General features: G+C 63.2%; 20 protein-coding genes. 13 read left to right on the top strand and 7 right to left on the bottom strand.

The window, feature by feature from the left end; all coding sequences use genetic code 11:
- Positions 1-9: 9 nt before the first annotated feature.
- Together JQ641_RS09435 and JQ641_RS09430 are read right to left on the bottom strand one after the other, a co-directional pair.
- On the bottom strand, positions 10-684 hold the full coding sequence (locus JQ641_RS09435) for an L-2-amino-thiazoline-4-carboxylic acid hydrolase (protein WP_211995695.1): 675 nt from the start codon (positions 682-684) through the stop codon (positions 10-12).
- Positions 677-1,552 (bottom strand): VOC family protein, encoded by an 876-nt coding sequence (locus JQ641_RS09430; protein WP_211995694.1) that lies wholly within the window; start codon positions 1,550-1,552, stop codon positions 677-679. The genes JQ641_RS09435 and JQ641_RS09430 overlap by 8 nt, the downstream gene beginning before the upstream one ends.
- A 128-nt stretch (positions 1,553-1,680) precedes the next feature.
- Between JQ641_RS09430 and JQ641_RS09425 the strand changes: the two genes are divergently transcribed.
- The 7 genes from JQ641_RS09425 to JQ641_RS09395 all read left to right on the top strand — a co-directional run bounded on the left by JQ641_RS09425 (position 1,681) and on the right by JQ641_RS09395 (position 11,815).
- Positions 1,681-2,310 carry a LysR family transcriptional regulator gene (locus JQ641_RS09425; RefSeq protein WP_211995693.1) on the top strand — a complete coding sequence of 210 codons (630 nt, stop codon included), beginning with the start codon at positions 1,681-1,683 and terminating at the stop codon, positions 2,308-2,310.
- Between the two features lie 7 nt (positions 2,311-2,317).
- Positions 2,318-3,160 carry an aldo/keto reductase gene (locus JQ641_RS09420; protein ID WP_211995692.1) on the top strand — a complete coding sequence of 281 codons (843 nt, stop codon included), beginning with the start codon at positions 2,318-2,320 and terminating at the stop codon, positions 3,158-3,160.
- Between the two features lie 312 nt (positions 3,161-3,472).
- Positions 3,473-4,417, top strand: a complete 945-nt coding sequence (locus tag JQ641_RS09415; RefSeq protein ID WP_210337193.1) for a DMT family transporter — start codon at positions 3,473-3,475, stop codon at positions 4,415-4,417.
- 200 nt (positions 4,418-4,617) lie between these two features.
- Positions 4,618-7,704, top strand: a complete 3,087-nt coding sequence (locus tag JQ641_RS09410; protein ID WP_211995691.1) for an autotransporter outer membrane beta-barrel domain-containing protein — start codon at positions 4,618-4,620, stop codon at positions 7,702-7,704.
- Between the two features lie 98 nt (positions 7,705-7,802).
- Complete coding sequence (locus tag JQ641_RS09405; protein WP_211995690.1) at positions 7,803-8,885, top strand: zinc-binding dehydrogenase; 1,083 nt, start codon at positions 7,803-7,805, stop codon at positions 8,883-8,885.
- Between the two features lie 186 nt (positions 8,886-9,071).
- On the top strand, positions 9,072-10,583 hold the full coding sequence (locus JQ641_RS09400; protein ID WP_211995689.1) for a hypothetical protein: 1,512 nt from the start codon (positions 9,072-9,074) through the stop codon (positions 10,581-10,583).
- A gap of 59 nt (positions 10,584-10,642) precedes the next feature.
- Positions 10,643-11,815, top strand: coding sequence for a fumarylacetoacetate hydrolase family protein (locus JQ641_RS09395; RefSeq protein WP_211995688.1), 1,173 nt, complete (start codon positions 10,643-10,645; stop codon positions 11,813-11,815).
- A 113-nt stretch (positions 11,816-11,928) separates the two neighbouring features.
- Here the strand turns inward: JQ641_RS09395 and JQ641_RS09390 are convergent, their stop codons facing one another.
- On the bottom strand, positions 11,929-12,144 hold the full coding sequence (locus JQ641_RS09390; RefSeq protein ID WP_211995687.1) for a hypothetical protein: 216 nt from the start codon (positions 12,142-12,144) through the stop codon (positions 11,929-11,931).
- A gap of 192 nt (positions 12,145-12,336) precedes the next feature.
- Positions 12,337-14,400 (bottom strand): ATP-dependent helicase, encoded by a 2,064-nt coding sequence (locus JQ641_RS09385; RefSeq protein WP_211995686.1) that lies wholly within the window; start codon positions 14,398-14,400, stop codon positions 12,337-12,339.
- A 207-nt stretch (positions 14,401-14,607) separates the two neighbouring features.
- On the opposite strand from JQ641_RS09385, the gene JQ641_RS09380 reads away from it, so the two are divergent.
- From JQ641_RS09380 to JQ641_RS09370, 3 genes are read left to right on the top strand one after another with little or no spacing between them, the layout of a single operon-like run.
- Positions 14,608-16,641, top strand: a complete 2,034-nt coding sequence (locus JQ641_RS09380) for a VTT domain-containing protein (protein ID WP_211995685.1) — start codon at positions 14,608-14,610, stop codon at positions 16,639-16,641.
- 29 nt (positions 16,642-16,670) lie between these two features.
- Positions 16,671-17,330 (top strand): endonuclease/exonuclease/phosphatase family protein, encoded by a 660-nt coding sequence (locus JQ641_RS09375; RefSeq protein ID WP_349628523.1) that lies wholly within the window; start codon positions 16,671-16,673, stop codon positions 17,328-17,330.
- A gap of 35 nt (positions 17,331-17,365) precedes the next feature.
- Positions 17,366-18,205: a GNAT family N-acetyltransferase gene (locus tag JQ641_RS09370; RefSeq protein WP_211995683.1), complete on the top strand. Its 840-nt coding sequence runs from the start codon at positions 17,366-17,368 to the stop codon at positions 18,203-18,205.
- Positions 18,206-18,279: 74 nt separating this feature from the next.
- Here the strand turns inward: JQ641_RS09370 and JQ641_RS09365 are convergent, their stop codons facing one another.
- Positions 18,280-19,233 (bottom strand): cyclase family protein, encoded by a 954-nt coding sequence (locus JQ641_RS09365; RefSeq protein ID WP_211995682.1) that lies wholly within the window; start codon positions 19,231-19,233, stop codon positions 18,280-18,282.
- Positions 19,234-19,532: 299 nt separating this feature from the next.
- Between JQ641_RS09365 and JQ641_RS09360 the strand changes: the two genes are divergently transcribed.
- On the top strand, positions 19,533-19,811 hold the full coding sequence (locus JQ641_RS09360) for a hypothetical protein (protein ID WP_211995681.1): 279 nt from the start codon (positions 19,533-19,535) through the stop codon (positions 19,809-19,811).
- Between the two features lie 25 nt (positions 19,812-19,836).
- On the opposite strand, the gene JQ641_RS09355 is transcribed toward JQ641_RS09360, so the two are convergent.
- Together JQ641_RS09355 and JQ641_RS09350 are read right to left on the bottom strand one after the other, a co-directional pair.
- On the bottom strand, positions 19,837-20,181 hold the full coding sequence (locus JQ641_RS09355; RefSeq protein ID WP_192734795.1) for a hypothetical protein: 345 nt from the start codon (positions 20,179-20,181) through the stop codon (positions 19,837-19,839).
- Positions 20,182-20,405: 224 nt separating this feature from the next.
- Complete coding sequence (locus tag JQ641_RS09350) at positions 20,406-22,721, bottom strand: tetratricopeptide repeat protein (protein ID WP_211995680.1); 2,316 nt, start codon at positions 22,719-22,721, stop codon at positions 20,406-20,408.
- Positions 22,722-23,004: 283 nt separating this feature from the next.
- Between JQ641_RS09350 and msrA the strand changes: the two genes are divergently transcribed.
- Together msrA and JQ641_RS09340 are read left to right on the top strand one after the other, a co-directional pair.
- The gene (gene msrA / locus JQ641_RS09345; RefSeq protein WP_211995679.1) at positions 23,005-23,544 is read left to right on the top strand and encodes a peptide-methionine (S)-S-oxide reductase MsrA; all 540 of its coding nucleotides are present in this window, start codon (positions 23,005-23,007) and stop codon (positions 23,542-23,544) included.
- Positions 23,541-25,181 carry an acetolactate synthase large subunit gene (locus JQ641_RS09340; RefSeq protein ID WP_211995678.1) on the top strand — a complete coding sequence of 547 codons (1,641 nt, stop codon included), beginning with the start codon at positions 23,541-23,543 and terminating at the stop codon, positions 25,179-25,181. The genes msrA and JQ641_RS09340 overlap by 4 nt, the downstream gene beginning before the upstream one ends.
- Positions 25,182-25,346 lie beyond the last annotated feature (165 nt).

Here is a 25,346-nt window from a genome sequence, read left to right as displayed (position 1 = left end):
AAGTTCGTCCTACTCCGGCGCCAGCCGCGAGAATCGGAAATTGCAGTGGCTCGCGCCGCCAGCCAACGTCTGTGTCCTTTCCAGGTGGATGCCTCGCGTTGCATAGGCGTCGAAATCAAGCCCGCAAATGTGCGGCAGGATCTCCTTGTCGCCATGGCGCGCCGCGAATTTGCAGAAGCCGCAAGCCTTGTAGTTGATGCCGAATTCAAACTTGTCACCCGTATCCGGCTCGACGAAATCGTAGACGAAATCTTCCGGAAATTCTTGCTGATGGCTTTTTGCAGCCTGCTCGCGCAGCAAAGCCTGATTCTCTGCCGACATGAATTGACGCCCCGAGGCGAGGCGTTCCGCTTCGGGCACGGTGAGCAATTGCGCCTTGTAGGTTTCCCGCTCGATTTCGCCGATCACGGGCAGAGACACGCCGTGTCGCCGGAGCACCCGGCTGATGGCCATAAAGCCGATGAGGCGCATGAAGAAATCGCTCATGCGACTTGCGGCACCTCCGACATAGGGCATTTGGGTGAGCACGATTTCGAACTCGTCCATCACCTCCTGCCTGATCCCGTCAATATTGGATAGCTGCGCGCGCTCACACAACATCGCCTCGGCAAGGTCGAGGCGATGGCGCATGGCGGCTTCCATTGCAGCGCGATGCTGTTCGTAAAAGGGGTGAATCTCAGCCATAGGCAGTCTCCTGTTCGACGAACTCGAGAGCCAGGCCATGCGATGCGGCGGGCGAAGTCAGCAACACATTGCCGATGACCTCGAACGCGACGCCGTTATTCTTCAAGACACGCCCGGTCGCATCGAGATCGGTGACCGCCAGCCGCGGTGCGCAAAAACGTGGCGAACCATCGGCGGCGCAATTCGGCAACCGGCGCGCCATCTCGGACGGGCCGAGCACGGTGATCCGGTCGCCGCGCTCGCCGATCGTCAACCGCCCGGGCGCGAGCTCGGCGGCACCCTCCGTGAGGCGCTCGAGGAACGCACGGTGCTGCGCCGGCGCCGGCGCCGACATCACGACCTCGATCACGCGCAAGGCGCCGTTGGGATGATGCTGGTATTCGGCCTTCCAGAACAGTTCCGGCGGATGGCGTTGCTGGCAGGTGAAGAAGGCGAGCCCGGGCATCGCAGGATCAGTGGCAAACGCCAGCGAAAATCCGACCCGGGCCGTGCCTCCGCCCGGCAGCACCGCGTCACGGCCAAAATCAAACGGCGCATAGCCGCCGATATCGGCCGCGTTGAAGCGCGCCGCTTCGGCATGGGAGTCGGTGCTGTGCAAGGCCAGCATCGACATCCCTTCACCGGTGCGAAGAAAATCCTGGTTGTGGGCGGCGAAGCTGAAGTGGCCGGGCGCCGCTGGCGGCACCGCCCCGGCATCGGTGACACCAAGCAGTTCCAGAAAATTATTCCCGAACATCGCCAGACGGTTGCTGGTTCCAAAGGGATGGACGCCGGTCGGCGTCAGAGAAAAGCCGAGCGTTTGCCAGTCCACCGCGGCCTTTGCCAGATTGTGGACGCAAATAACGAGATGATCCAGTCGGCGAGGCATGGGATCTCCGGATGCTGCGAAGCGACCGTAACCGGGGACATCAGGTCAGCGCAAAGCATAGTTCCTTCGCTCAAGCACTAGAAAATCTATTGCAAGGCCAGGGCCTATCAGTGACAAACTGCAGCGCGATGACCTACACCCTTCCACCACTCAATGCGCTTCGCGCATTCGAAGCCGCCGCGCGACATCTCAGCTTCAAACTGGCTGCGCACGAGCTGCATGTGACACCTGCCGCCGTGGGGCAGCAGGTGAAAGCGCTGGAGGCGCGCCTCGGCGTACGCCTGTTCGAGCGGCTGCATAAACAGCTCATCCTGACCGCGGCCGGCCAAGCCTATCTGCCTGAAATATCGGACGGCTTTCGTCGCATTGCGGACGCGACCTCGCAATTGAAACCGGCGGGCGCGGTGCTGCTGCAGCTCGGGGTCCACGGCAGCTTCGACCTGCGCCGGCTGGAGTTGGCGGCGTTTCGCAGCGCGAATGCGGAAATCGGCTTGCGGGTCCTGCAGCCCGCCGGCCTGCACGAGCTGGTCGAGGGCAAAGTCGACCTGCTGATCGCCCGCGGCCTGGGCCACCATCCAGGCTATCGCTGCGACCGCGTCGATGAGGGATCCGGTTTGGGCGACTGGCTGATTGCGCCTGAAGGCACCGCTGACTGTCCCGAAATCGTCAGCTTCCGCGATTGGCTGCGCGCGCTGCCGGTCGAGAACCCGCTCGAAGTTCATCGCCGCCCTCGTCTGGTCGGCAACATCAGAAGTTGAGGCGATCGTGAAGCAGAAAAAATTCGGCGTCAAAGGCCCGGAAGTGTCCGTCATCGGGCAGGGCACCTGGTACATCGATCGTGGCGACCGCAAGAGCGCGGTCGCAGCATTATGCCGCGGCATCGAGCTCGGCATGACCCATGTCGACACCGCTGAAATGTATGGCGATGCCGAACTCGTGATCGCCGATGCGATGGCCGCCGGCGAGCGCGAGGATCTCTATCTCGTCTCCAAGGTGTTGCCGAGCAACGCGTCGCGTCGCGGCACCATTGCGGCCTGCGAGCGATCGCTGAAGCGGCTGAAGACCGATTACCTCGACTGCTACCTGCTGCACTGGCGCGGATCCCATGAGCTTGAAGACACCGTGGCGGCGTTCGATCAGTTGATGTCAGCCGGAAAAATCCGCTCATGGGGCGTCAGCAATTTCGACACCGACGATCTCAACGAACTGCTGGCGGTCGCCGGTGAGGGCAGGATCGCCTGCAACCAGGTGCTCTATCATTTGCAGGAGCGCGCGATCGAGCATGCGGTCATCCCGTGGTGCGAACGGCACGGCGTTGCCGTCGTCGCCTATTCACCGTTCGGTCACAATGATTTTCCCTCGCCGCACAGCAGGGAAGGGCAGGTGTTGCAGGCGATTGCCGATGCGCGCCGCGTCACCGCGCGCCAGATCGCGCTCGCGTTTCTGACGCGCATACCAGCGGTGTTTGCCATTCCGAAAGCCGCGAGCGCGGAGCATGCCGCGGATAATGCGGCGGCGGGGAAGTTGACGCTGAGCGCCAGCGAGATCGAAGCCCTCGACAACGCGTTTCCGCGTGGCCCGAAGCCGCGCGGTCTGCCGATGCTGTAGTGAACGCGATTCAGTTTTACGTCATGCCCGGCCTTGTGCCGGGCATCCACGTCTTGTCTCTATAAGAGAGGAAGACGTGGATGGCCGGGACAAGCCCGGCCATGACGAAGAGGAGAGTGGAGCTTCAGCGCAGCACGGTTCTTAACAAAGTGTTGCAATCGCGCCCTCAGCGCATATCCGCATCCCGTTATCGGACCTTGTTGTTCCCCCTCAAATGGCGTTTTTTAGAGCCTCGCCCGATTCGATCATTTTGCCTTCGAGATTGCCGTGACACCGCCCCCCGCCGCAGCCGCCAGGCTGGACAGCGCGCCATTGCCGTTGCCCGAGAAGAAGTACTCCACCCCTAAAGCGCCCGCTCGTGCCGATCGTCCGTTCAAGGGCATCGCGCTGATCCTGGCGTCGACGGTATTCCTCGGCATCTCGGATGTGACGGCGAAATATCTGTCCGCGACGCTGCCCTCGATCGAGATTGCGTGGATCCGCTTCGTGGTGTTCGCCATGATCATGATGCCGGCGATGCTGCCGGGCTCGCCGCTGTTTGCGCTGCAGACCAGGCGGCCCGGCCTGCAATTGATGCGCGGCGTGACGGTGCTGGCCTCGTCGCTGTTCTTCATCTCCGGCCTGCGGTACCTGCCGATCGCGGAAGCCTCCGCCACCGGCTTCGTCGCGCCGCTGCTCGTCACCGCACTGTCGATCGTGTTCCTGAACGAGAAGGTCGGCCTGCGGCGCTGGATCGCGACCGGCGTCGGCCTGATCGGCGTCATCATCATCCTGCGTCCCGGCACCGGAGCGTTTCACCCCGCCGCGTTCTTTCCGCTGGTCTCGGCGCTCGCCTGGGCCTGCACGCTGATCATGACGCGGATGATGAGCGGCACCGAGCGCGCCATCACGGTGATGACCTATTCGTCGATCGCCGGCGTCTGCATCCTCAGCGCACTGGTGCCGTTCGTCTGGGTGACGCCGAGCTGGCACGACATCGCCTTCGGCATCTTCATCGGCGTCGCCTCGACCGCGGGACAGTGGATCGTGGTGCTGGCGTTCCGTTACGCCGATGCCTCGGTGCTGGCGCCGTTCTCCTACACGCAATTGCTCTGGGTCAGCATCCTCGGCTTCCTGATCTTCGGCGAGGTGCCTGACGTCTATACCGTGACCGGTGCCTGCTTCATCGTCGCCAGCGGTCTCTACACCGCGCATCGCGAACGGGTGCGCCGCTCGCAGCTGCTGACGGTCGCGGCCGAGTCGTCGCCGAACGCCTGAGCGGTCCCGGCCGACGATCTTGCGCTGAATGAGAAGGACCGCGCCCCAAGCGTTGCCCGGGTACCACAGTGTGTCCGGAAACGCCCATTTTCCGAAGCCAGAACAAGGGATTCCCGGCAAACCGTAATTGTACGGAGGAACCCCATGCTAGGTTGTGCCCGGACAGTGCCGCAGAGCGCTGGGGGTAGTGGGGTTTGGGCGTGCATTTTCGATCGGCATCGGGCGTGGAGAAACGGCTGCGGCAGCGCGTGGCCGGGCTGTTGGTTGGCTTGTCGGCGCTTCTCGTTGGCTTCGGCCTTTCGACGACATCAGCGAACGCGGCGTGTGCGCCTGACCCGGCGACGAGCGGTCAGACGGTCACCTGCAGCGGCGTCGTGGCCGGTGGTTTCGAGGCCGGCGCCGGCGTCAACAATCTCACCGTCAACGTGGTTGCCGGAGCCACCGTCAACGACAATGGCACGGCGTCGATCGGGGTCAACGATTCCAACACTGTCACCAATGCCGGTACGCTGGCGCCCGCCGCCGGCCTGATCGGCATCAACGCCGGCAATCTCAATACCATCGTCAACAGCGGCTCCATGAACGTCGGCGATCTCGGGACCGGCATTGCCGCGCTCAACGCCAACACCATAAAGAATAGCGGGACCATCACCGCAGGCGCGAGCGGTGTTGCGATCTCGGTCTTCGACAACAATGTCGTCACTAACACCGGCACGCTGGCGGTCGGAACGTTCGGCTCCGGCATCTTCGCGGGCGTGAATAATACGATCACCAACGCCGCGACCGGCATCATCACCGTTGTCGACAATGGTCCGGGAATCTTCGTTGCCGGCAACAGCGCGGTGACGAACGACGGCAGCGTTACGGTCGGCGCGTCGGGCGGCGGTTTCGCGGGCGGCATCGTTGCGATCAACGACTTCAACACGGTTACCAATTCGGCAGGAGCCCGCATCAATGTCGGCAGCGGTGTCGCCGGCATCATCGCCCAGGGCAATGATGCGACCGTCAGCAATGCCGGGTCGATCACCACCGTCGATACGCCGGCGCTTTTTGTGCAGGGCGATCGTGCCGTGATCACCAATAGCGGCACGTTGACGACCGGCAACACCAGCGCCGGCATGGTGTACAACGGCTTTTCGAGCACGGTCACCAATAGCGGCCACATCGTCGGCGGCGATGATACCGTCGGCATGATCGTGCTGGGCGATTCCATCACCGTTACCAACAGCGGCACGATCACGGTCGGAAATGGCGTAGCTACCGGCATCGACATCACCAGCCTGTTCGGCAGCAATACGATTATCAACACCGGGACAATTAATGTCGGAGTGGGCGGTACCGGGATTCTCGTCAACGGGCCTGGCAACGTCTTCAACTCAGGCACAATCAATGCCGCGACGGGTTTCGCCGCGATCGAATTCTGCGGCTGCGGCATCGGCAATACTCTGACCCTGGGCCCGGGCAGCGCCATCTACGGTCTGGTGCTGGGCACCGGCACCGACACGTTCCAGCTCGGCGGCAGCGGCAAGGACACGTTCAATCTCAGCCTGATCGGTCCCGGCAATCAATATGACGGCTTCTCGACCTTCAACAAGATCGGCAGTTCGAACTGGACCGTGACCGGAACGGGTTCGCAGGACTGGAACGTCCTCGAAGGGACGCTCTCGGTCAACGGCGTCATCAATGGCGTCGTGACCGTCAACGCCGGCGGCACGCTCGGCGGCACCGGCACCGTCGGCAACACCACCATCAACGGCGGCGCGCTGGCGCCCGGCAATTCGATCGGTACCCTCACCGTGGCGGGCAGTCTCGTCTTCACCGCAGCGGCGAGCTACATGGTCGAGGTTTCACCCACCACTGCCGACCGCACCAACGTAACGGGTACCGCGACGCTCGGCAGCGCCACCGTCAATGTGAGCTTCGAGCCTGGAAACTACGTCGCCAGGCAGTACACCATCCTCAACGCTGCCGGCGGCATCAACGGCACGTTCAACCCGGTGGTCGGCAACGTTGCGCCGAACTTCAAGACGACCCTGAGCTACGACGCCAGCAATGTGTATCTCAATCTCGCGCTCAGCTTCACGAGCGGTCTCACGCCGAACCAGCAGAACGTCGCCAACGCGTTGACGAATGCCTTTAATTCCGGCAGCGGCGTTCCGGTCGCGGTCGGCTCCCTGACATCCGCCGGCCTGACGCAGATCTCGGGCGAGCTGGCGACCGGATCGCAGCAGTCGACCTTCGACGCGATGAACATCTTCCTCGGCCTGTTGACCGATCCCTTCATCGCCGGCCGCAGTGGTGGCGCGAGCGTCGGTGGCAGCAGCGCCACGCCGTTCACTGACGAGAGCGGTTCATACGCCTATGCGGCGAAGCGGCAGGGCACTGCGCGCGACGCCTTCGCCAAATTCCCGACCAAGGCCGATGTCGCGCGCAACGATCTGTTCGATCAGCGCTGGAGCGTGTGGGGTTCGGCCTTTGGCGGCGGCAGCAACAGCGACGGCAACGCCAATGTCGGATCGAACAACGCCGCGGTGCGCGCGTTCGGTCTCGCCGCCGGCGCGGACTACCGGATCTCGCCGTCGACGCTGGTCGGCTTCGCCCTGGCCGGCGGCGGCACCAATTTCAACGTCAATGGCTCGGGCTACGGGCGGTCGGACCTGTTCCAGGCCGGCGCTTTCGTGCGCCACAATGTCGGTGCGGCCTATGTCACCGCCGCGGCGGTTTATGGCTGGCAGGATGTGACGACCGATCGCACCGTCACCGTGGCCGGTGTCGACCGCCTGCGCGCCGAGTTCAACGCCAATGCCTGGTCCGGACGCGTCGAGGGCGGTTACCGTTACGTCACGCCATGGATGGGCATCACGCCCTATGCCGCCGGCCAGTTCACCACCTATCAATTGCCGGCCTATGCCGAACAGGTGCTGTCGGGTTCGAATGCCTTTGCGCTGAACTATGCGGCCAAGGATGTCACGACAGGGCGCAGCGAACTCGGCGTCCGGCTCGACCGCTCCTTTGCGATGCAGAACGCGGTCCTCACGCTGCGCGGCCGCGCCGCCTGGGCGCATAATTTCAACACCGATCGCAGCATCACGGCGCTGTTCCAGTCGGTGCCCGGCGCCACCTTCCTGGTCAGCGGCGCCGCGCAGGCGCCGAACACCGCGCTGACCACGGCCTCCGCCGAAATGAAATGGCTGAACGGCTGGTCCGCCGCCGCTACCTTCGAGGGCGAGTTCTCCGACATCACCCGCTCCTATGCCGGCAAGGGCGTCATCCGTTACACTTGGTGACGCCGTCTTCCGGGGTAAACCGCCGCCTGTTTTCGTTCTTTCCTTCCGCAGCCAGCTGTGGGAGAGGAAAAGACAACGAATAACAGGAGAGAACGCCGATGCGGGCTGCAATCTTCCGGAACGGTGAGATCGTCGTCGACCAGATGCCGGAGCCCAAGCCGGGCCCCGGCATGGTGCTGGTCAAATCGCTGGCCTGCGGCATTTGCGGCTCCGATCTGCACGCGCGCAAGCACGCCCACCGCATGGTCGAACTTGCAAAACATTTTCCTGGCCGAAAGCCGATGGACCTTTCCCGTGACGTCGTGTTCGGCCACGAATTCTGCTGCGAAATTCTCGACTATGGTCCGGGCACCACGCGAAAACTCAAGGCCGGCACCAGGGTGTGCTCGCTGCCGGCGCTGCTGACCGCGGAAGGCCCGCAGGGCATCGGCTATTCCAACGACAATGTCGGCGCCTATGCCGAGCGCATGCTGCTCAGCGAAGCACTGCTGCTGGAAGTCCCGAACGGCTTGGCGGCCGAGCATGCGGCGCTGACCGAACCGCTGGCGGTCGGCGTTCACGCGGTCGCCAAAGCCAATATCCAAGGAGGCGAAGTGCCGCTGGTGATCGGCTGCGGCCCGGTCGGGCTTGCCGTCATCGCCGCGCTCAAGATCAGGGGATTGCACCCGATCGTGGCGGCGGATTATTCGCCGGCGCGCCGGGCGCTGGCCGAAAAGCTCGGCGCTGACATTGTCGTCGACCCTGCGCGCAGCCAACCTTACACGACCTGGGCCGAGCACGCCGCGATGTCGCCGGAGGAAAAAGCCGCGCGGCCGCCGCTGCAGGCCCTGTTGCCGGCGCTGAAGCCTGCGTTGATCTTCGAATGCGTCGGCATCCCCGGCGTGATCCAGCAGGTGTTCGAAGGCGCGCCGCGCGATGCGCGCATCGTCGTGGTCGGCGTCTGCATGGAGACCGACCGCTCCGAGCCGATGCTCGGCATCCTCAAGGAGCTCAACGTCCAATATGTGCTCGGCTACACGCCGGATGAATTCGCCTATTCCTTGCGCCTGATCGCGGAAGGCGAAGTCGATGCGGCCTCACTGGTGACCGCAAGCGTCGGTATCGACGGCGTCGCGCAGGCGTTCGCGGATCTCGCGAATCCGGAGCGGCACACCAAGATCATCGTGGAGCCGTGGCGGTGATTCCGTCGTCCCGGACAAGCGAAGCGCGATCTCAGATGCGCAATTGCGCATCGGGGGACCCATACGCCGCGGCCGTAGTTATTAGGCACGCTGCTCGACGGCCTTTTTTCAACAACAGATGACCGGGATTATGGGTCCCGGCTCAAGGCCGGGACGACGGCGTGATCCACGTGCTAGGCAGGGCCGATGAACAGCACACCAGCCCAGCCAAAGCCTCCCGTCGGTGCCATCGCCGCCGGTGCCGTCCTCGGCATCGTCATTCTCCTGCTATGGGGCCTGCAGCTGGTGACCGTGGCCAGTCTTGGCCAGAGCGATGCGGCGGGCAACGGCCTCGCGCAGGCCTATGCGGCGATCCAGATGACCGTGCTGTGGCTGCTGCTGATGGTCCTGACGATTCTCGCCGGCGCCAGAGGTGTAGCGCCCCGGGCCGCCAAAATTGCCGCGCTGGTCATCGTTCCGGCTTCGGGCCTCGTGGCAGCGCTTGCTGCCGATTTGCTCGCGCGCCCTTTCGCTTCACCGTTTTCGTGGCCCATCATTATTCCGGCGCTGGTGCCGCCGCTGATCGTTGTGTGGGCTCTATTCACGCTGTCGGCCGCGCGATTACGCGCAGGCACCATTCGGATTGTCGGCGGTGTCCTGCTGGCGATGATCGTTGCGGTTTGCGCCTCGATCTGGCCGCTGTCGCAGATGCGCAAGGCGGTGGACGATCAGGAGGCCGCGCGGTTGCAAAAATACGACGCCGATCTCGCCCGCATGGCGGCCGATGCGCCGCTGTGGCAGTGGACGCCGTTTCTCGAGACGCGTGACGGTACCAAGCAACAGAAGGTGCTCGACAACATTCGCAAGCTCGATCAGCGTCAGGCCCAGGCCGAGGCGATGCTTGACCGTGGTGACTTTCCGCTTCGCTATCTCGCCTTCTTCGATCTCGATCCGACGCCGGCGCTGTGCGCGAAAGCCCGCGCGCTGCTCGGCAAGCAGGTTGGGCCGCTTGGGCTTAATAGCGCCAAACCCCAACCCTATGCCGCGATCTCCGACCAGGTATCCGGCGCGCTTGCCGCCATGAGTTGGCTGATCGGATATGGCTGTTCCTGCGATGCGGAATCGAAGGCGTGGGAAACCATGGCGAAGGCATACACCGATCCCAGCCATGACGTTCACCGCTTGGCCGAGCTTCGTGACCCCAAACAACTGGGACGAACTGCGCGAGAGCGGCCGGAGCGCTTCTCGATGTTGAACGCGCAGTCGCATTTGCGCGGATGGCTCAGGTTTGTCGATGAGGCGGGTCTGCAGGCGCAGGCGCTGGCCGGCGCCCGCCAGGTGAGCAGCCGCACCGCCGACGCCGTCGAAATCCTGCGCGACAAATATGACGAGGAAAGCCGCTGGAAACTGCAGCGCTTCCTCGTCAGGCTCGACCTCGAGGCGACGCAGCCTTTGTGCATGAATGCGCTGAGCGAGTTGCACGCCCAGTTTGCAAAAATCTACCGTCCGGCGCCGACCGACGAACCGCGGCCCTATTCCGAACTGCTGCAACGGCTGGGGACCAGCGAGCAGCTCCCAAATCTGATATGGCTGGCGCGGCATGGCTGCGACGCCGGGGCCGAGCTGGATGACGCTATCGCACTGGTCAGCGCATATCAGGACTCGGCCGACCGGGCGAAAATGCTGGCAACGCTGACCTCGCTTCGATCGGCGCGTTAGCATCAAAGCCGTCGGGCGTGTAGAGTGATAAAAAATCAGTCGCAAGGGGAGACGAGTAAATGATCACGCTGACCGCAAAAGACGTCCTGCCGGAAGACGGCGCTGATGGCACGCTGGTGGGGCGGGTGTGGATGCCCGATCTCGCAGGCCCGGCCGTGGTCGCAGTCCGCAACGACGGCGTCTTCGACGTCAGCGCACGGTTCTCCACCGTCAGTGCCCTGTGCGACGAGGCCAACCCCGCAGAGGCGCTGCGCGGCACCGCGGGGACGCGGATCGGCGATCTCGAAAGCATTGTCGCCAACACGCCGCCCGATCGCCGCGACCGGGCAAAACCCTGGCTGCTGGCGCCGGTCGATCTTCAGGTCCTCAAAGCCGCCGGCGTCACCTTTGCGATCTCGATGCTGGAGCGCGTGATCGAAGAGCGGGCGCGCGGCAATCCGGCCTCGGCGGACGCGATCCGCAAGGAAGTGGTGCGGCTGGTCGGCGACGATCTTTCAAAGCTCAAGCCCGGCTCACCGGAAGCGATGAAGCTGAAGTCGGTGCTGATCGAGCAGAACGCCTGGAGCCAGTACCTGGAAGTCGGCATCGGTCCGGACGCCGAAGTGTTCACCAAGGCGCCGACGATGTCTTCCGTCGGCACCGGCATGGATGCCGGCCTGCATCCGAAATCGACCTGGAACAATCCGGAGCCGGAAGTCGTGCTCGTGGTGTCCAGCCGCGGCGCGATAACAGGCGCGATGCTCGGCAACGACGTCAATCTTCGCGACTTCGAGGGGCGCTCGGCGCTGCTGTTGTCGAAAGCCAAGGACAACAACGCCTCCTGCGCGGTCGGCCCGCTGCTGCGGCTGTTCGACAACGGCTTTTCGCTCGATGACGTCAGAAAAATGGATGTCGGGCTGACCGTGAAGGGACAGGACGGCTTCGTCCTCGACGGCCATTCCTCGATCAGCAAGATCAGCCGCGACCCCACCGACCTCGTCGCCCAGACCATCGGGCCGGTGCATCAATATCCCGATGGTTTTGCGCTGTTCCTTGGCACCATGTTCGCGCCCGTGAAAGACCGCGATGCGCCGGGCGAGGGCTTTACCCATAAGCGCGACGACATCGTCACGGTCTCGGCGCCCCAGCTAGGCAAGCTCGTCAACCGCATGCGCACCAGCGACGAATGCGAGCCCTGGACGTTCGGCATCGGCGAATTGATGCGAAACCTAGCGAAGCGGAAGGTGCTGTAGCGTTGCTTGGTGGGGTGGGCAAAGCGTAAGCGTGCCCGCCATTTTACACCGTGCAGGTGATGGTGGGCACGGCGCAAGGGCGCCTTTGCCAACCCTACAATCGTCGCCTGTGATTACGGCATCACGAGCGTAATCACGCCGTCCTCGACGACCCCGTCCTTGATGCCGTCGCGCGCCATCGATTCGATAACAGGCCACTTCTCGCGGAACAGAAGCGACGCCTCCTGCATGCTTGGCGCGTCGACCTTGACGCAACAGGCCCGACGTTCACCGTCATTCGCTATCTGGAAGAAGAAACTGTAGCCACCCGGTTCCCCATCGCCATTCATCCGATTTCGTTCATGTCGCATTCAGTTGTCCCCTGATTTGCGTCGATCGGAGACCAGTTGCGTTTTCAATTTGGATTTTCGTGCGGCGCGATTGTGTCGCCGGAAATTTTCGCCGCACCTGTTGCAAACATAAGACAATTGGAACCAGCGCAGCTCTCGAACTGCTCATCTGATTGGCAGATGCCCAGCGGACTATCGCCACATCCCGCGCATGCGGGCACCGACGTCAATGCGCGGACCGTTGCTTGCGGGCCGGGAAGCGGCTCCCGCCGCCGCAATTGGCCAGGTCGTCTTGTCGAACAAGGCGAGCAGAGAAGCGGGAATGAAACGGGTTCGCGACGCATAGACGTGGCGGTCGCCTTTCGCGTGCTGCCCGTGCGTGAAGAAACGCTGCGGGACGACAAGATGCAGATCGTCCTTGGCCCTGGTCATGGCGACGTAGAGCAGCCGTCGTTCTTCTTCGATCTCGGCCGTCGTCCCGGTACCGAGGTCCGAGGGCATGCAGCCGTCGACCACATTGAGCACGTACACCGACTTCCATTCCTGGCCCTTGGCGGAGTGAATCGTCGACAGGATCAAATAGTCCTCGTCGAGCAGGGGAACGCCGGCCTGGTCGCTGGTCGCGTCGGGCGGATCGAGCGTCAGTTCGGTGAGGAAGCGTTCTCGGGAAGCATATCCGCTCGCAATCTGTTCAAGCTGGACAAGATCAGCCCGGCGGGTTTCGGCATCCTCGTGGATGCGGTCCAGATGCGGTTCGTACCACAAACGGGCGCGTTCGAGATCGGCCGGCCAGTTTGAATGACGCAGGTCCGCAAGGACGGCGGTGAATGTTTTCCAGTCCTCGCCGGCGCGCGGCGGGATAGGCGCCCGGGCGAGGGCTGCAATCGGATCGGGATCATTGGCCATGTGATCAAGCACGCGCTGCGCCGAGGCAGGGCCGACGCCCGGGATCAGGTGCATCAGCCGAAAGCCGGCCACGCGATCGCGCGGGTTCTCGACGAAGCGCAGCAATGCCAGCATGTCCTTGACGTGGGCGGCATCGAGGAATTTCAAACCGCCAAATTTGACGAAGGGGATGTTGCGCCGGGTCAACTCGACTTCCAGCGGGCCGCTATGGCTGGATGTCCGGAACAGAACGGCCTGCTCCTTCAACCGCGCGCCGGACTCCCGGTTCTCCAAAACGCGCTCCACGATGCAGCGCGCCTGGTCGGCTTCGTCGCGCACCGTGACAAGCTGAGGCTTTGTCCCGGAATTCCGGTCGGTCCATAGATTCTTGGTGAAGCGCTCGCGGGCCAGATCGATCACGCCGTTGGCCGCGGCCAGGATGGCCTGTGTCGACCGATAGTTGCGGTCAAGCGTGATGATGCTGGCTGGTGGCGAGAATTGCGTCGGGAAGTCGAGGATGTTGCGCACGGTCGCCGCGCGGAATGAATAGATCGCCTGCGCGTCGTCTCCGACGACCGTGAGGCCGTGGCCGCCGGGCTTGAGTGCCAGCAGAATGGATGACTGCAGCCGGTTGGTGTCCTGGTATTCGTCGACCAGGACATGGTCGAAGCGGCCGCCGATATCGTCGGCGATTTCAGGCTCGTTCATGGTCTGCGCCCAGTAGAGCAGGAGGTCGTCATAATCGAGCACGTTCTGGCGCTGCTTGGCCTCGACATAACAGGCGAACAATTCTTTCAGCTCAGTCGCCCATCCGGCGCACCAGGGAAATGATGCCCCCAAAACCTGCTCGATCGGCGCCTCGGCGTTGACGCATCGCGAGTAGATCGCAAGACACGTACCCTTGGTCGGGAAACGGTTTTCGGTCTTGGAGAAGCCGAGATCATGCCGGACCAGGTTCATGAGGTCGGCGGAGTCCTCGCGGTCGTGGATCGTGAAGGCGGGGTTGAGGCCGATCTGATCGGAGTATTCGCGAAGCAGACGCGCGCCGATACCATGGAAGGTGCCCGCCCAGGCCAGGGCATCGGTCATCACGCCCGCATTGTCGCCCATCACCTTCCGCGCGATCCGTTCGACGCGCCTGGTCATTTCGGATGCGGCGCGGCGTGAAAACGTCATGAGAAGAATGCGCCGGGGGTCGGCACCGCTGACGATCAGGTGGGCCACGCGATGCGCAAGTGTGTTGGTCTTGCCGGATCCGGCGCCGGCAATCACCAGCAGCGGCGCAACAGGGCCCGGTCCGATCGCGCCATGCTCGACCGCGCGGCGCTGTTCCGGATTGAGATTGTCGAGATAGGCAGCGGCAATTGACACGAATGGTTCGTCCCCAGGTGCGAATCACGGTCACTGATTCTCGCTTTGTTCGCAATGATCCGTCGCGACTGCCAGGAAGGAACTCAGCAAGTTCCCGGGCGTTTGAATGGGATATGTGTCCTCATTCCGCAGAGGTGACGACTGCTTCAGCGTGCATCGATTCTCGTCCCTGGCCAGACCATCTGGAAAAAGGGCGAAGCAAGCCGGGTGGCGGTGCTGAACGACGCGGCCGAATACTTCGCGGCCCTGCGGGACGTGCTGCTCCGTGCGGAGCGGCAGGTCTATATCGTCGGCTGGGATATTCACAGCGAGACCGACCTGGTGGGGCCGTCAGGCCGTGCCGAAGATGGATTGCCGGTCAAGCTCGGCGCCTTCCTGAAGGCCTTGCTGCAGAGCAAGCCGGCGCTGCGCATCAACATCCTGACCTGGGATTTCGCCGCGCTCTACGCCTCGGAGCGCGAATGGAATTCCGCCAAAAAATTCACGTCCGGATGTGACGGACGGCTTCGCTTTTGCCTGGATGCCTGTCTGCCGCTGGGCTCCGCCCAGCATCAGAAGATCGTCGTGGTCGACAATGCGATCGCCTTCGTCGGCGGCCTCGATCTCACGATCCGCAGGTGGGACACCAGCGAGCACCGTCTCGATCATCCGTTGCGCAGGGATCCCGACGGCAAGCCTTACCCGCCATTCCACGATGTCCAGTGCATGGTCGAGGGATCGGCGGCTGCCGCGCTCGGCGAAATCGCAATCGCGAGGTGGACGGCGGCTGGCTGCACCAGCGAGCCTTTGCTGCCCGTCGCAGGCGATCATTGGCCGGCATCGGTGCCGGCGCAGGCGCGGGCGATTGCGGCCGGCATCGCGAGAACCGAGCCGAAAACCGAGACCTGCGAGGAAATCGATGAGGTCGCCCGGTTGTTCGAGGCCTCGATCAACGCGGCGAACCGCTTCATCTATATCGAGAACCAGTTCACCAGCGCCAACGAGATCGCGCGTTCGCTGGCGCGGCGGATGGTGGACGTTCCCGGCCTGCGTGTTCTCATCGTGACCCCGAAGGGGCATTCGTCATGGTTCGAATCCCAGGCGATGCAGGGCGGCCGGGGAGGTTTCCTCGATCCGTTCGTTGCCGCCGGCGTTACCGATCGTCTTCGTATCCTCTATCCGTCGGTCGCCGATGAGAAATCATCCGCGGCGGTCATGGTGCACAGCAAGGTCATGATCGTCGACGACGGCTTTCTCCGCGTCGGCTCCGCCAACATCAACAACCGCTCCATGGGGGCGGATACCGAATGCGACCTGGCGTTCGAGGCGACGTCCGAACGTCACCGCGATTTCATCCGCAGCCAGCGGCGGCGGTTGATCGGGCATTTTTGCGGGCTGGACGAAGCTGTCATCGCTGATAACGAGGACGATTTGTTCGGATTTATCGATCGCCATGCGGCGAGTGGCGCGGGCTGGGCGCTGGTGCCGATCGATTTCGAACATGCGCCGGCGCTGATCGGCATCGTCCAGCCGATCGCGGACCCAAGGCATCCACTCAACCTTCAGCGCACCGCGCGGCGGATGTGGAACGGGCGTACCGTGATGGCGGCGGCCGGCACCGCGGTCGCGCTGGCGGGGCTGGCCCTGGCCTGGCGCTATACGCCGCTGAGCAGCTACACCGATCTTGGATACCTAGCCTCACTGATTTCGCAGCACGCGCAATCGGCATTCGCACCGCTCTATGCGGTTGCGCTGTTCGTGCTGGGCGGGCTGGTGGTATTTCCGGTGATCGTCCTGATTGCCGCGACCGCGGCGGCGCTGGGGCCCTGGATCGGCGCCCTCAGCGCCACGGTCGGGGTCCTCCTGAGCTCACTCCTGCTGTTCATGATTGGCCGTCTCATGGGCCACAAACGCCTTCAGGCGGTACTCGGCGCCCGCGCCTTGCGCGTTCAGAACCGCATCGCCGGCCGGGGTGTTGTCGCGGTGGCGATGATCCGGATGGTCCCGATCGCTCCCTTTACGCTGGTCAACCTTCTGGCCGGCGCGAGCCAGCTCAGACTGAGCGACTTTCTGATCGGAACCCTGCTTGGAATGGCGCCGGGTATCATCACGATGGCCGCGCTGGGCGCGCAGATCGCGGACTTTGCCAGGAATGCCTCATGGTCGAACGTCGTGCCGCTTGGCCTGACCATCGTGCTGTGGATCGCCGTTTGTCTCGCGGTCCAGTTCCTGGTGACCTGGCTGAGCGGTCGGCGAACGTGACGGCTACGTTGCGCGTCATGACATGGAACGTGCACGGCACGTTCAATCTCAATCCCGATTTCGACCTTGAAGGCGTCTGTTCGGTCATTGAGAAATGGTCGCCTGACGTTGTCGCGCTGCAGGAGGTCGACTCGCGAGGGCGTTCTGACGATGTGTTCGGGCGGCTGGCGGATGCGGTCGGCGAGCATCGCGTGGAGGCCCACTCCATCGTCACGCAGGACGGCCATTATGGCCAGGTCCTGCTGAGCCGATGGCCCTTCGCCTGCGAACCCACAGTGACCGACGTCTCCTATCAGGAGAGGGAACCACGCCGGGCGATTTCCGCGCGCATCCTCACGCCGATCGGCGAGGTGAATGTGGTGGCGACCCATCTTGGCCTCTCCATGCACGAGCGCTACGCGCAGGCGCAGGCGCTCACCGCGCTGGTGAATGCGCCCCGGACCGTCGTCCTCGGCGACTTCAACGACTGGTTCTGGTTCAAGTCCGTGCGCAGGGCGCTGGCAGCGCGATGTCCGGTTCGAACCCGCCTGCGGACGTTCCCGTCGCGACTTCCCATACTGCGTCTCGATCGCATCTACGCCACCCCGAGCGGGACGATGGTGAAGGCGTGGACCGATCGCGAGGCCAGAAGTTGTTCAGACCATCTGCCGGTTATTGCGGACATCGCGTTTTCCCATGATAATTTGTGATATCGGTTGATGACTGCATCTGAGCGATCGCCGCCATGGAAAGCTTGCGCATCCGGCCGATGCGGCCGGACGAAATCTCGATAGCCGTCGATTGGGCGGCGGCCGAAGGCTGGAACCCGGGCTTTGCCGACGACGCCTGCTTCTCAACCGTTGATCCCCAAGGCTTCTTCATCGGCGAGCTCGATGGCGCGCCGGCCGCGACCGTCTCCTGCGTCAATTACAGCGATCATTTCTCCTTCCTCGGTTTCTATATCGTGCGCGCGGATCTGCGCGGCCGCGGCTACGGTCTGCGGATATGGAACGCGGCCATCGCGCATGCGGGATCGCGCGTGATCGGGCTCGACGGCGTGGTGGCGCAGCAGCAAAACTACCGGCGGTCCGGGTTCGAACTGGCTTATGCCAACATCCGTTACGGCGGTATCGTCGCGGCCCCGGCTGCGCCAACTGGCGTTGTCGCGCTGAGCGAAATACCCTTGGCTGCCGTGGAGGCCTATGACGCGACGGTGTTTCCGGCGCCGCGCCACGGCTTCCTGCGCGCCTGGATCGGCTCGCCCGGGCATCGCGGCCGCGCGCTCATGCGTGATGGCGCGCTTGCCGGATGGGGCGTGATCCGTCCATGCCGGCAGGGCCACAAGATCGGCCCGCTGGTCGCCGACGACCGCGCCGCTGCCGAGACGGTTCTGTCGGCTTTGCTGGCCGATGTGGGCGGCGGCGAGATCTTCCTCGACGTTCCCTCGATCAACCGCGACGCCGTCGCATTGGCGCAGGACCTCGGGCTCACGCCGGTGTTCGAGACCGCGCGGATGTATACCGGCGCGATCCCGCCATTACGGCTGGAACGGGTGTTCGGCGTCACCACCTTCGAGCTCGGCTAATGGTCGTGCGACGTCCGCTCGGCAGAGCAGACATCGCACGCGCCCAAGCGTGATCGCGGTTTACGATCTCGCCGCTACCTCACCGCGACCGGCGACACCGTGGAGCCCGAGCCGCCCTGAATCTTGAGCGGCTGCATCACGAAGGCGAATTCGCCGACGCCCTTTTGCGCGAGTTCGTCAAGCTTGAGGTTCTCCAGCAGGTGGATGCCGTTCACGACAAGCGCGAGCTGGTGCACCGGCAGCGACAATTGCTTGTCGGGGTTGGGCGCGACCTCGACCGGCCAGTTGTCGGCGCCGAGCAGCATCGGGTCTTTCGCAGCCAGCCAGAGCGCGGCCGGCACGCCGATGCCGGGGCAGGATTTCACGTAGCGCGGGTTGTCCTTGCCGTAGAGCTTGCCCCAGCCGGTGTGGATGAGCACCGCGTCGCCGGGCTGCAGCGTCAGGTTCTGCTTCTTCAGCGCGCCCTCGAGATCCTCCACGGTGATTTCGTAATTGTCACCCAGCATCTCGACGCCCTTGAATCCCGCGACGTCGATCAGGACGCCGCGCGTGAACAGCGTGCCGACATTATGGATGCCGAACTTCTTGAAGCCGGTGCGATCGACGTTCTCATCGACCTTCTGGCAGTTGTACCAGCTGTTGAGATGGGTCTGGTGCGCAAAGCCGTCGAACTGCGTGCCGACCTGGCCGAGTTCGGTGATGACGATCTCCTCGTTCGAGCCGCGCATGTTGGAGAACTGGTTCATGAAGGTGCGCTTGGTGTGCACGTCGAAGCGGCGCGTCCCGAAGAACGCCATGCTGGGACCGAGCACGTGCGCGAGCTCGATCACCTCGCCGCTCTTGATCAGCTTCGCGGCGTTCATCACGGCCGCGGGTTTCTGGTGATTGGCCGAACCGCGCTCGTCGGCCGCGCCCCATTTCGAAGGGCAGCGCTGGCTTTCCGCTGGAACGGTCCAGCTTGGCGCTTGCGCATAGGCGGCGGCGGAAAACGCAAGCGTGATCGCCGCACCCAAAGTGAATGCTTTCATCCCTGTTCCTCCCAAGAGCGGGTGCTCTGGAAAACGGCACCCCAGGATAGAGTATGCGGGTCCCGTCCGGGCGGTTCAAGGCATGACGACGTGCCTGAGACGATGTGCCATCCGGGCGAGGTAATCCACATTGTGCTGCAACGGAATTGCAGAAGCACGCTAAGATAGCGCGAAGCAGACGCAACTATCGACGTCGGTTGGGTGCCAAGGCAGACCCTGCACCGCAGCAAACAACATGGTGCCTCCGACGAAAAACACGCTAGATTGAAGTCGCCACGTGCTCGCGATTCGGGGGAGCCATGTCAACACAGCGCCGACGGGGCTTGCAGGGTACGGGTCCAGCGAAGCGATCAGCCGTGGAGAAATATTCTGCCCGGCAATTTCCGGTTCAACATGGAATTCAGAAACTGGAAGAAGAACTGAATGCCTTCAACGACCGGATCGCAGAACTGGAAGATGAAGGTCACCGCGGTCATGCGATGAACGTGTTGAAGGAAAATGCGATAGATCTTGCGCAACGGATCGACGAACTTCGCAGCGTGTTGGTCGACCCCACAAAGAGAGGTCGGTCTCCGTAGGCTGCTCCAGGCGATGCCCTCAGGCTCAGTCTGTTAGGGCTTTCTCGTGAGCTTTCAGCGCGGCAGCCATCAGCTTCGGCAGGCTCCTGGCATAGGACTCGATGAATGCCGCATCGCCGCACGCTTGAGGGGCGCGGGCGGCCTGCTCGGCGATGCGCGCGGCTTTTGCTTCGCACTTCGCGAAGATGTGCCAAAACCATTCCGGCTTTTTGGCCATCGCATTCTTATGCCTTTTGAGGACTGCGGCCCCAACGGCGCTCATCGCACTTACCGCGCCCGCGCTCAGGGTACTGAGAGCTTGCGCGCTGATGATATCTTCGCGCGCTTGCGCGGGGCCGGTGGTTGCGGTTGCTCGGGCTTTGGTCGGCATGATCGGCTCCTGATGCACCCCATCGGTTGCACCGAGCATCAGCCCGCGAAGTTGAGGAACACTCAATTTAGATAGGTTGCGAACCGTTTTGGATTTCGCTCCGTTTTGTGTATCTTTTTAGATGTTCCCAAGGGCTTTGCTTCAAAGAAGGCTTTGCTTCAAAGCAGTGCAGGCGCAAGACGCGGACGCGGCCGGTGGTGTCGCCGGTTGCGCCGCCAGGCGCCTCATTTCTCCAGTCCTTTGGCGATCTTGTCCTTGATCTTCTTCGCTTCGGCTGGATCGGGCTTGAGCGACAACGCCTGTTCCCAGGATTTGCGCGCTTCGTCCTGGCGTCCCGCCCGCCAGTGCACGTCGCCGAGATGGTCTCTTATTTCGTTGTTGTCCGGTTCAAGAGCGGCCGCGCGCTCCAGGAGCTTGATCGCCTCCTTGTAATCGCCGAGGCGGTAGTGCGCCCAGCCGAGACTGTCGAGCATATAGCCGTCGTCCGGCCTGAGCTTTACGGCCTTCTCGAGCAGCGCCAGGCCTTCCCTGAGCTTGAGCTTCCGATCGACCCAGTTAAAGCCGAGTTGATTGAGCACGTCGGGTTGATCGGGGTCGAGCTCCATCGCTTTCAGAAAATCCGCTTCCGCCTGCGGCCATTTGCCGAGCCGCTCAAAACTCACGCCGCGGTAAAGCCAGTAAGTCCAGTGCGCCTTCTCCGGCTTGCCGGCCAGTTCGATCACCTTGCCGTAATCCCTGATGGCGCGATCGAAATCGCTCTTGCGGCGCCAGGCATCGCCGCGACCGCTATAGGCCCGCAGATTTTTCGGATCGAGGCGGATCGCCTCGCTGAAATCCTTGATGGCGCGGTCGTTGTCGCTCTTGCTGGCGTAGACGCTGGCGCGATTGGAATAGGCCGCCGCATCTTTCGGCGTGAGGTGGATCGCCTCGTCGTACTCCTTGATGGCACGGTCAGGATCACCCTTGGCGACGAAAACAGCCGCGCGATTGAAATAGGCGGCCACATATTTCGGGTCGAAGCGGATCGCCTCGCTGTAGTCAGCGATGGCGCGGTCGTTGTCGCCCGTCTCCCTGTGGATATTGCCGCGATTATAATAGGCAATCACATATTTCGGATTGAGGCGGATGGCCTCGTCGAAGTCCTTGATGGCGCGATCGTTATCGCGCTTGCTGGAGTAGACGACGCCGCGATTGTAATAGGCCTTCGCGTCTTTCGGATCGAGGCCGATCGCCTCATCGAAGTTCTTGATGGCGGGATCGTAATCGCCCTTGGTAGCGTAAACCGCCCCGCGATTGAAATAGGCAGCCGCATATTTCGCGTCGAGGCGGATTGCCTCGTTGTAGTCCTTGATGGCGAGGTCATGATCGCCCTTGTCCCTGTAGACGCTGCCGCGATTGAAATAGGCAACCACAAATTTCGGGTCGAGGCGGATCGCCTCGTTGAGATCCCTGATGGCACGGCCGTTGTCGCCCTTGTTGGAGTAGGCGCCGCCCCGATTGCTGTAGGACGTGGCATTTTTCGGATCGAGGCGGATGGCCTCGTCGAAATCCTTGATGGCGCGGTCGTAATCGCCCTTTTCGGAATAGGCATGTCCGCGATCGTTATAATCGTCGGCATTCTTTGGGGTCGCCGCCGTTTGCCCGGCTTTCGGCCGCAGCCGCGCCGCCTCGTCGTAATCCTTCCGAGCCCGGGCGGCGTCTCCCTTGTTTTCATAAGCCCGCCCGCGGATCTCATAGGCCAGCGCATACTTCGGATCGAGGCGGATCGCCTCGTCGTACTCCTTAATGGCGCTGATATAATCGCCCTTGAAGAAGTAGGCGCCGCCACGATGCAAATGGGCGCTCGCATCCTTCGGATTGAGGCGGATCGCCTCGCTGTAATCCTTGATGGCGCGGTCGTGATCGCGCTTGCTGGTGTAGGCAAGCCCGCGATTGAAATAGGCTTCCGCAAAATTCGGATCGAGGCGGATCGCCTCGTCGTGATCCCTGATGGCGCGGTCGTTGTCGCCCTTGCCGGAGTAGGCATTGCCGCGATTGCTATAGGCGTCCGCCAATTTCGGATCGAGGCGGATCGCCTCGTCGTGATCCCTGATGGCACGGTCGTTGTCGCCCTTGCCGTGATAGGCCTTGCCGCGACCGGTGTAAGCAAGCGCATATTTCGGATTGAGGCGGATCGCCTCATCGTAATCCTTGATGGCGCGGTCGTAATCGCCTTTCAGGAAGTAGGCTCGACCGCGGGCGTTATAGGCACGTTCAACTTTCGGATCGAGGCGGATCGCCTCGTCGTAATCCTTGATGGCGCGGTCGTTATCGACAGTGCCGTAGGCATAGCCGCGATTGACATAGGCGTTGGCCCGGCTCGTCTCGCTCTCTGCCGCGCCGCGCGCCAACACCTGCGTGCATCCGGCGATCTTGCGTTCCTGGTCGGCGATTTGACCGCAATCCTCCCACGCCTTGTCCGCCGCGCGGGCCGGCGGCGCGAGCAGGGGCAGGAACGCCAGAGCCAGGAATAGGGTTAAGAAACCGCAACGCCGAAACATCTCGTACTCCATCCAAAGCGCCCAGGGGGTCGGCGGCGCATCTTGTCGTCACGGCGTGGATCGCCCCCGGGCATGCCCAGCATAGCCTGCGATGAGAATGAGCCCGCTTGGTAAGTCTGATCGACCTCTCCTTCGGTTCAAAAGCGGACTGGGCTCGAACGGCCGCTTCTGGCGCAAGGCAGCCGCTCGTTGCTGTTTGCAATTTGGCATCGTTCGGCCGCATTATGCGCGCTTGATGGCTTGCGGGGAATGACGCCCGCAGTGAACCGAAGGGAGGACCGACATGACGGTTTCGACGGAACGCGCAGTCCTTGCCGGTGGCTGCTTCTGGGGCATGCAGGATTTGATCCGCCGCTACGCCGGCGTGATTTCGACGCGGGTGGGCTACACCGGCGGCGAGGTGCCGAATGCGACCTATCGCAATCACGGCAACCACGCCGAAGGCATCGAGATCATCTTCGATCCGAATACCATCAGCTATCGCAAGCTGCTGGAGTTCTTTTTCCAGATCCACGATCCCTCGACCATGAACCGCCAGGGCAACGATCTGGGCGCGAGCTACCGGTCCGCCATCTTCTACACCAATGACGAGCAGAAGCGGGTCGCGGACGACACCATCGCCGATGTCGATGCTTCCGGCTTGTGGCCGGGCAAGGTCGTCACCGAGGTGGCGCCCGTCGGTCCGTTCTGGGAGGCGGAGCCCGAGCATCAGGATTATCTGGAGAAATATCCTGACGGGTACACCTGCCACTTCATCCGGCCGGACTGGACGCTGCCGCGCCGGGCGGAGAAAGCGGAATCGGGGGTAAGGGGAGCCGCGTGACCAAGGCCTCCGATCTCCTGGTGGCGGCCCTCGAGAACGAGGGCGTCGAATACATCTTCGCCATTCCCGGCGAGGAGAACCTCGACGTGCTGGACTCGCTGCGGCGTTCGAAGATCAAGCTCGTGCTGACGCGGCACGAGCAGGCCGCCGGCTTCATGGCGGCCACCTATGGGCGGCTCACCGGACGCGCGGGCGTCTGCCTGACGACGCTCGGTCCCGGCGCGCTCAACCTGACGACATCAGCGGCCTACGCGCATCTCGGCGCGATGCCGATGGTGATGCTGACAGGGCAAAAGGCGATCCGGAGCAGCCGTCAGGCGCGCTTCCAGATCGTCGACATCGTCGCGACCATGCGGCCGTTGGCCAAGATGGCGACGCAGATCGTGTCAGCACAGAGTATTCCGACCCTGGTTCGCGATGCCTTCCGCGTGGCGCAGCAGGAGCGGCCGGGTCCGGTGCATCTCGAACTGCCCGAGGACATCGCGGCGGACGAAGCCACCGCCGATATGATACCGCCGCACACCGTCGAGCTGCCGGTGGCGCCGTCAGCGGCGATCGATCGCGCCGCGGCCATGATCATGGCCGCCCAAAAGCCGCTCGTGATGCTGGGCGCCGCGGCGAGCCGCCCGCAACTGGCCGAGCCGCTGTCGGCGTTCGTGCGGCGATGCAAGATTCCGTTCTTCAACACCCAGATGGGCAAGGGGGCCGTCAATGCCGGCTCCAGTCTCTACATGGGCACGGCCGCGTTGTCGGAGCGGGATTGGGTGCACGAGGCCATCGACCAGGCCGACCTGATCATTTCGATCGGCCATGACACCGTCGAGAAGCCGCCGTTCCTGATGGGCCATGACGGCCCGCAGGTGATCCATGTCGGCGTCACCCCGGCGACGGTGGAGCAGGTCTACTTCCCGCAGGCCGAGATCGTCGGCGACGTCGGCGCGGGCCTTGCCGCGCTCGCCGATCGCCTCGAAGGCAAGCTCCCCAACGGTCAGGCATTGCTGGGCCTGCGCGAAGGCATTCTCGCCCATCTCGCCGAGCGCTCGACCGAGGACCGGTTTCCGCTGACGCCGCAGCGCATCGTGCACGACGTCCGCTCCGTCATCCCGCCAGATGGCATCGTGGCCCTCGACAACGGCATGTACAAGATCTGGTTCGCCCGCAACTATCGCACCAGCGTCGCCAACACGCTGCTGCTCGACAATGCACTGGCGACCATGGGGGCGGGGCTGCCTTCGGCGATCGCCGCGGCGTTGCTTTACCCCAAGCGGCGCGTGCTCGCGGTCTGCGGCGACGGCGGCTTCATGATGAATTCGCAGGAGCTGGAAACGGCGGTGCGGCTCAAGCTGAACCTCGTCGTGCTGATCCTGGAGGATCGCGCCTATGGCATGATCCGCTGGAAGCAGGAAGTCGACGAATTTCCCGACTTCGGCCTCGAGTTTGGCAACCCTGATTTCGTCGCCTATGCCAAATCATACGGCGCCAAGGGCGCGCGCGTCGGCAAGGTGTCGGAGCTCTCGACCATGCTGGAGGGAGCTTTCAGCGAAGGCGGCGTGCATCTCGTCGTGGTGCCCGTCGACTACAGCGAGAACATGCGCGTGCTGGTCGAGGAGCTGCACTCGGTGGCCCAGGCCGGCTGAAGGCGCCTGCGCCGGGCTCGCCTGTAGAGAATTGTTCCCGATTGCCTCGGATAGGAAACGACAGCGCTCCCGGCGTTCGCTGAAGGGGCGCTTTGGCGCAAAGCGGACATTCGGCAAACCGATGATGTCCATGAAGTGCCGACAAGCGACAATTGTACAAATGGT

Origin of the sequence: Bradyrhizobium sp. JYMT SZCCT0180, assembly GCF_018130165.1 — a bacterium.
GTDB lineage: Bacteria > Pseudomonadota > Alphaproteobacteria > Rhizobiales > Xanthobacteraceae > Bradyrhizobium.
This window is presented reverse-complemented; position numbering and strand designations above follow the sequence as displayed.

Coding starts and splice junctions, on each gene's coding strand:
- JQ641_RS09435 (WP_211995695.1), bottom strand. CDS start 684: ATGGCTGAGATTCACCCCTTTTACGAACAGCATCGCGCTGCAATGGAA.
- JQ641_RS09430 (WP_211995694.1), bottom strand. CDS start 1,552: ATGCCTCGCCGACTGGATCATCTCGTTATTTGCGTCCACAATCTGGCA.
- JQ641_RS09425 (WP_211995693.1), top strand. CDS start 1,681: ATGACCTACACCCTTCCACCACTCAATGCGCTTCGCGCATTCGAAGCC.
- JQ641_RS09405 (WP_211995690.1), top strand. CDS start 7,803: ATGCGGGCTGCAATCTTCCGGAACGGTGAGATCGTCGTCGACCAGATG.
- JQ641_RS09400 (WP_211995689.1), top strand. CDS start 9,072: ATGAACAGCACACCAGCCCAGCCAAAGCCTCCCGTCGGTGCCATCGCC.
- JQ641_RS09395 (WP_211995688.1), top strand. CDS start 10,643: ATGATCACGCTGACCGCAAAAGACGTCCTGCCGGAAGACGGCGCTGAT.
- JQ641_RS09390 (WP_211995687.1), bottom strand. CDS start 12,144: ATGAATGGCGATGGGGAACCGGGTGGCTACAGTTTCTTCTTCCAGATA.
- JQ641_RS09370 (WP_211995683.1), top strand. CDS start 17,366: ATGGAAAGCTTGCGCATCCGGCCGATGCGGCCGGACGAAATCTCGATA.
- JQ641_RS09365 (WP_211995682.1), bottom strand. CDS start 19,233: ATGAAAGCATTCACTTTGGGTGCGGCGATCACGCTTGCGTTTTCCGCC.
- JQ641_RS09360 (WP_211995681.1), top strand. CDS start 19,533: ATGTCAACACAGCGCCGACGGGGCTTGCAGGGTACGGGTCCAGCGAAG.
- JQ641_RS09355 (WP_192734795.1), bottom strand. CDS start 20,181: ATGCCGACCAAAGCCCGAGCAACCGCAACCACCGGCCCCGCGCAAGCG.
- JQ641_RS09350 (WP_211995680.1), bottom strand. CDS start 22,721: ATGTTTCGGCGTTGCGGTTTCTTAACCCTATTCCTGGCTCTGGCGTTC.
- msrA (WP_211995679.1), top strand. CDS start 23,005: ATGACGGTTTCGACGGAACGCGCAGTCCTTGCCGGTGGCTGCTTCTGG.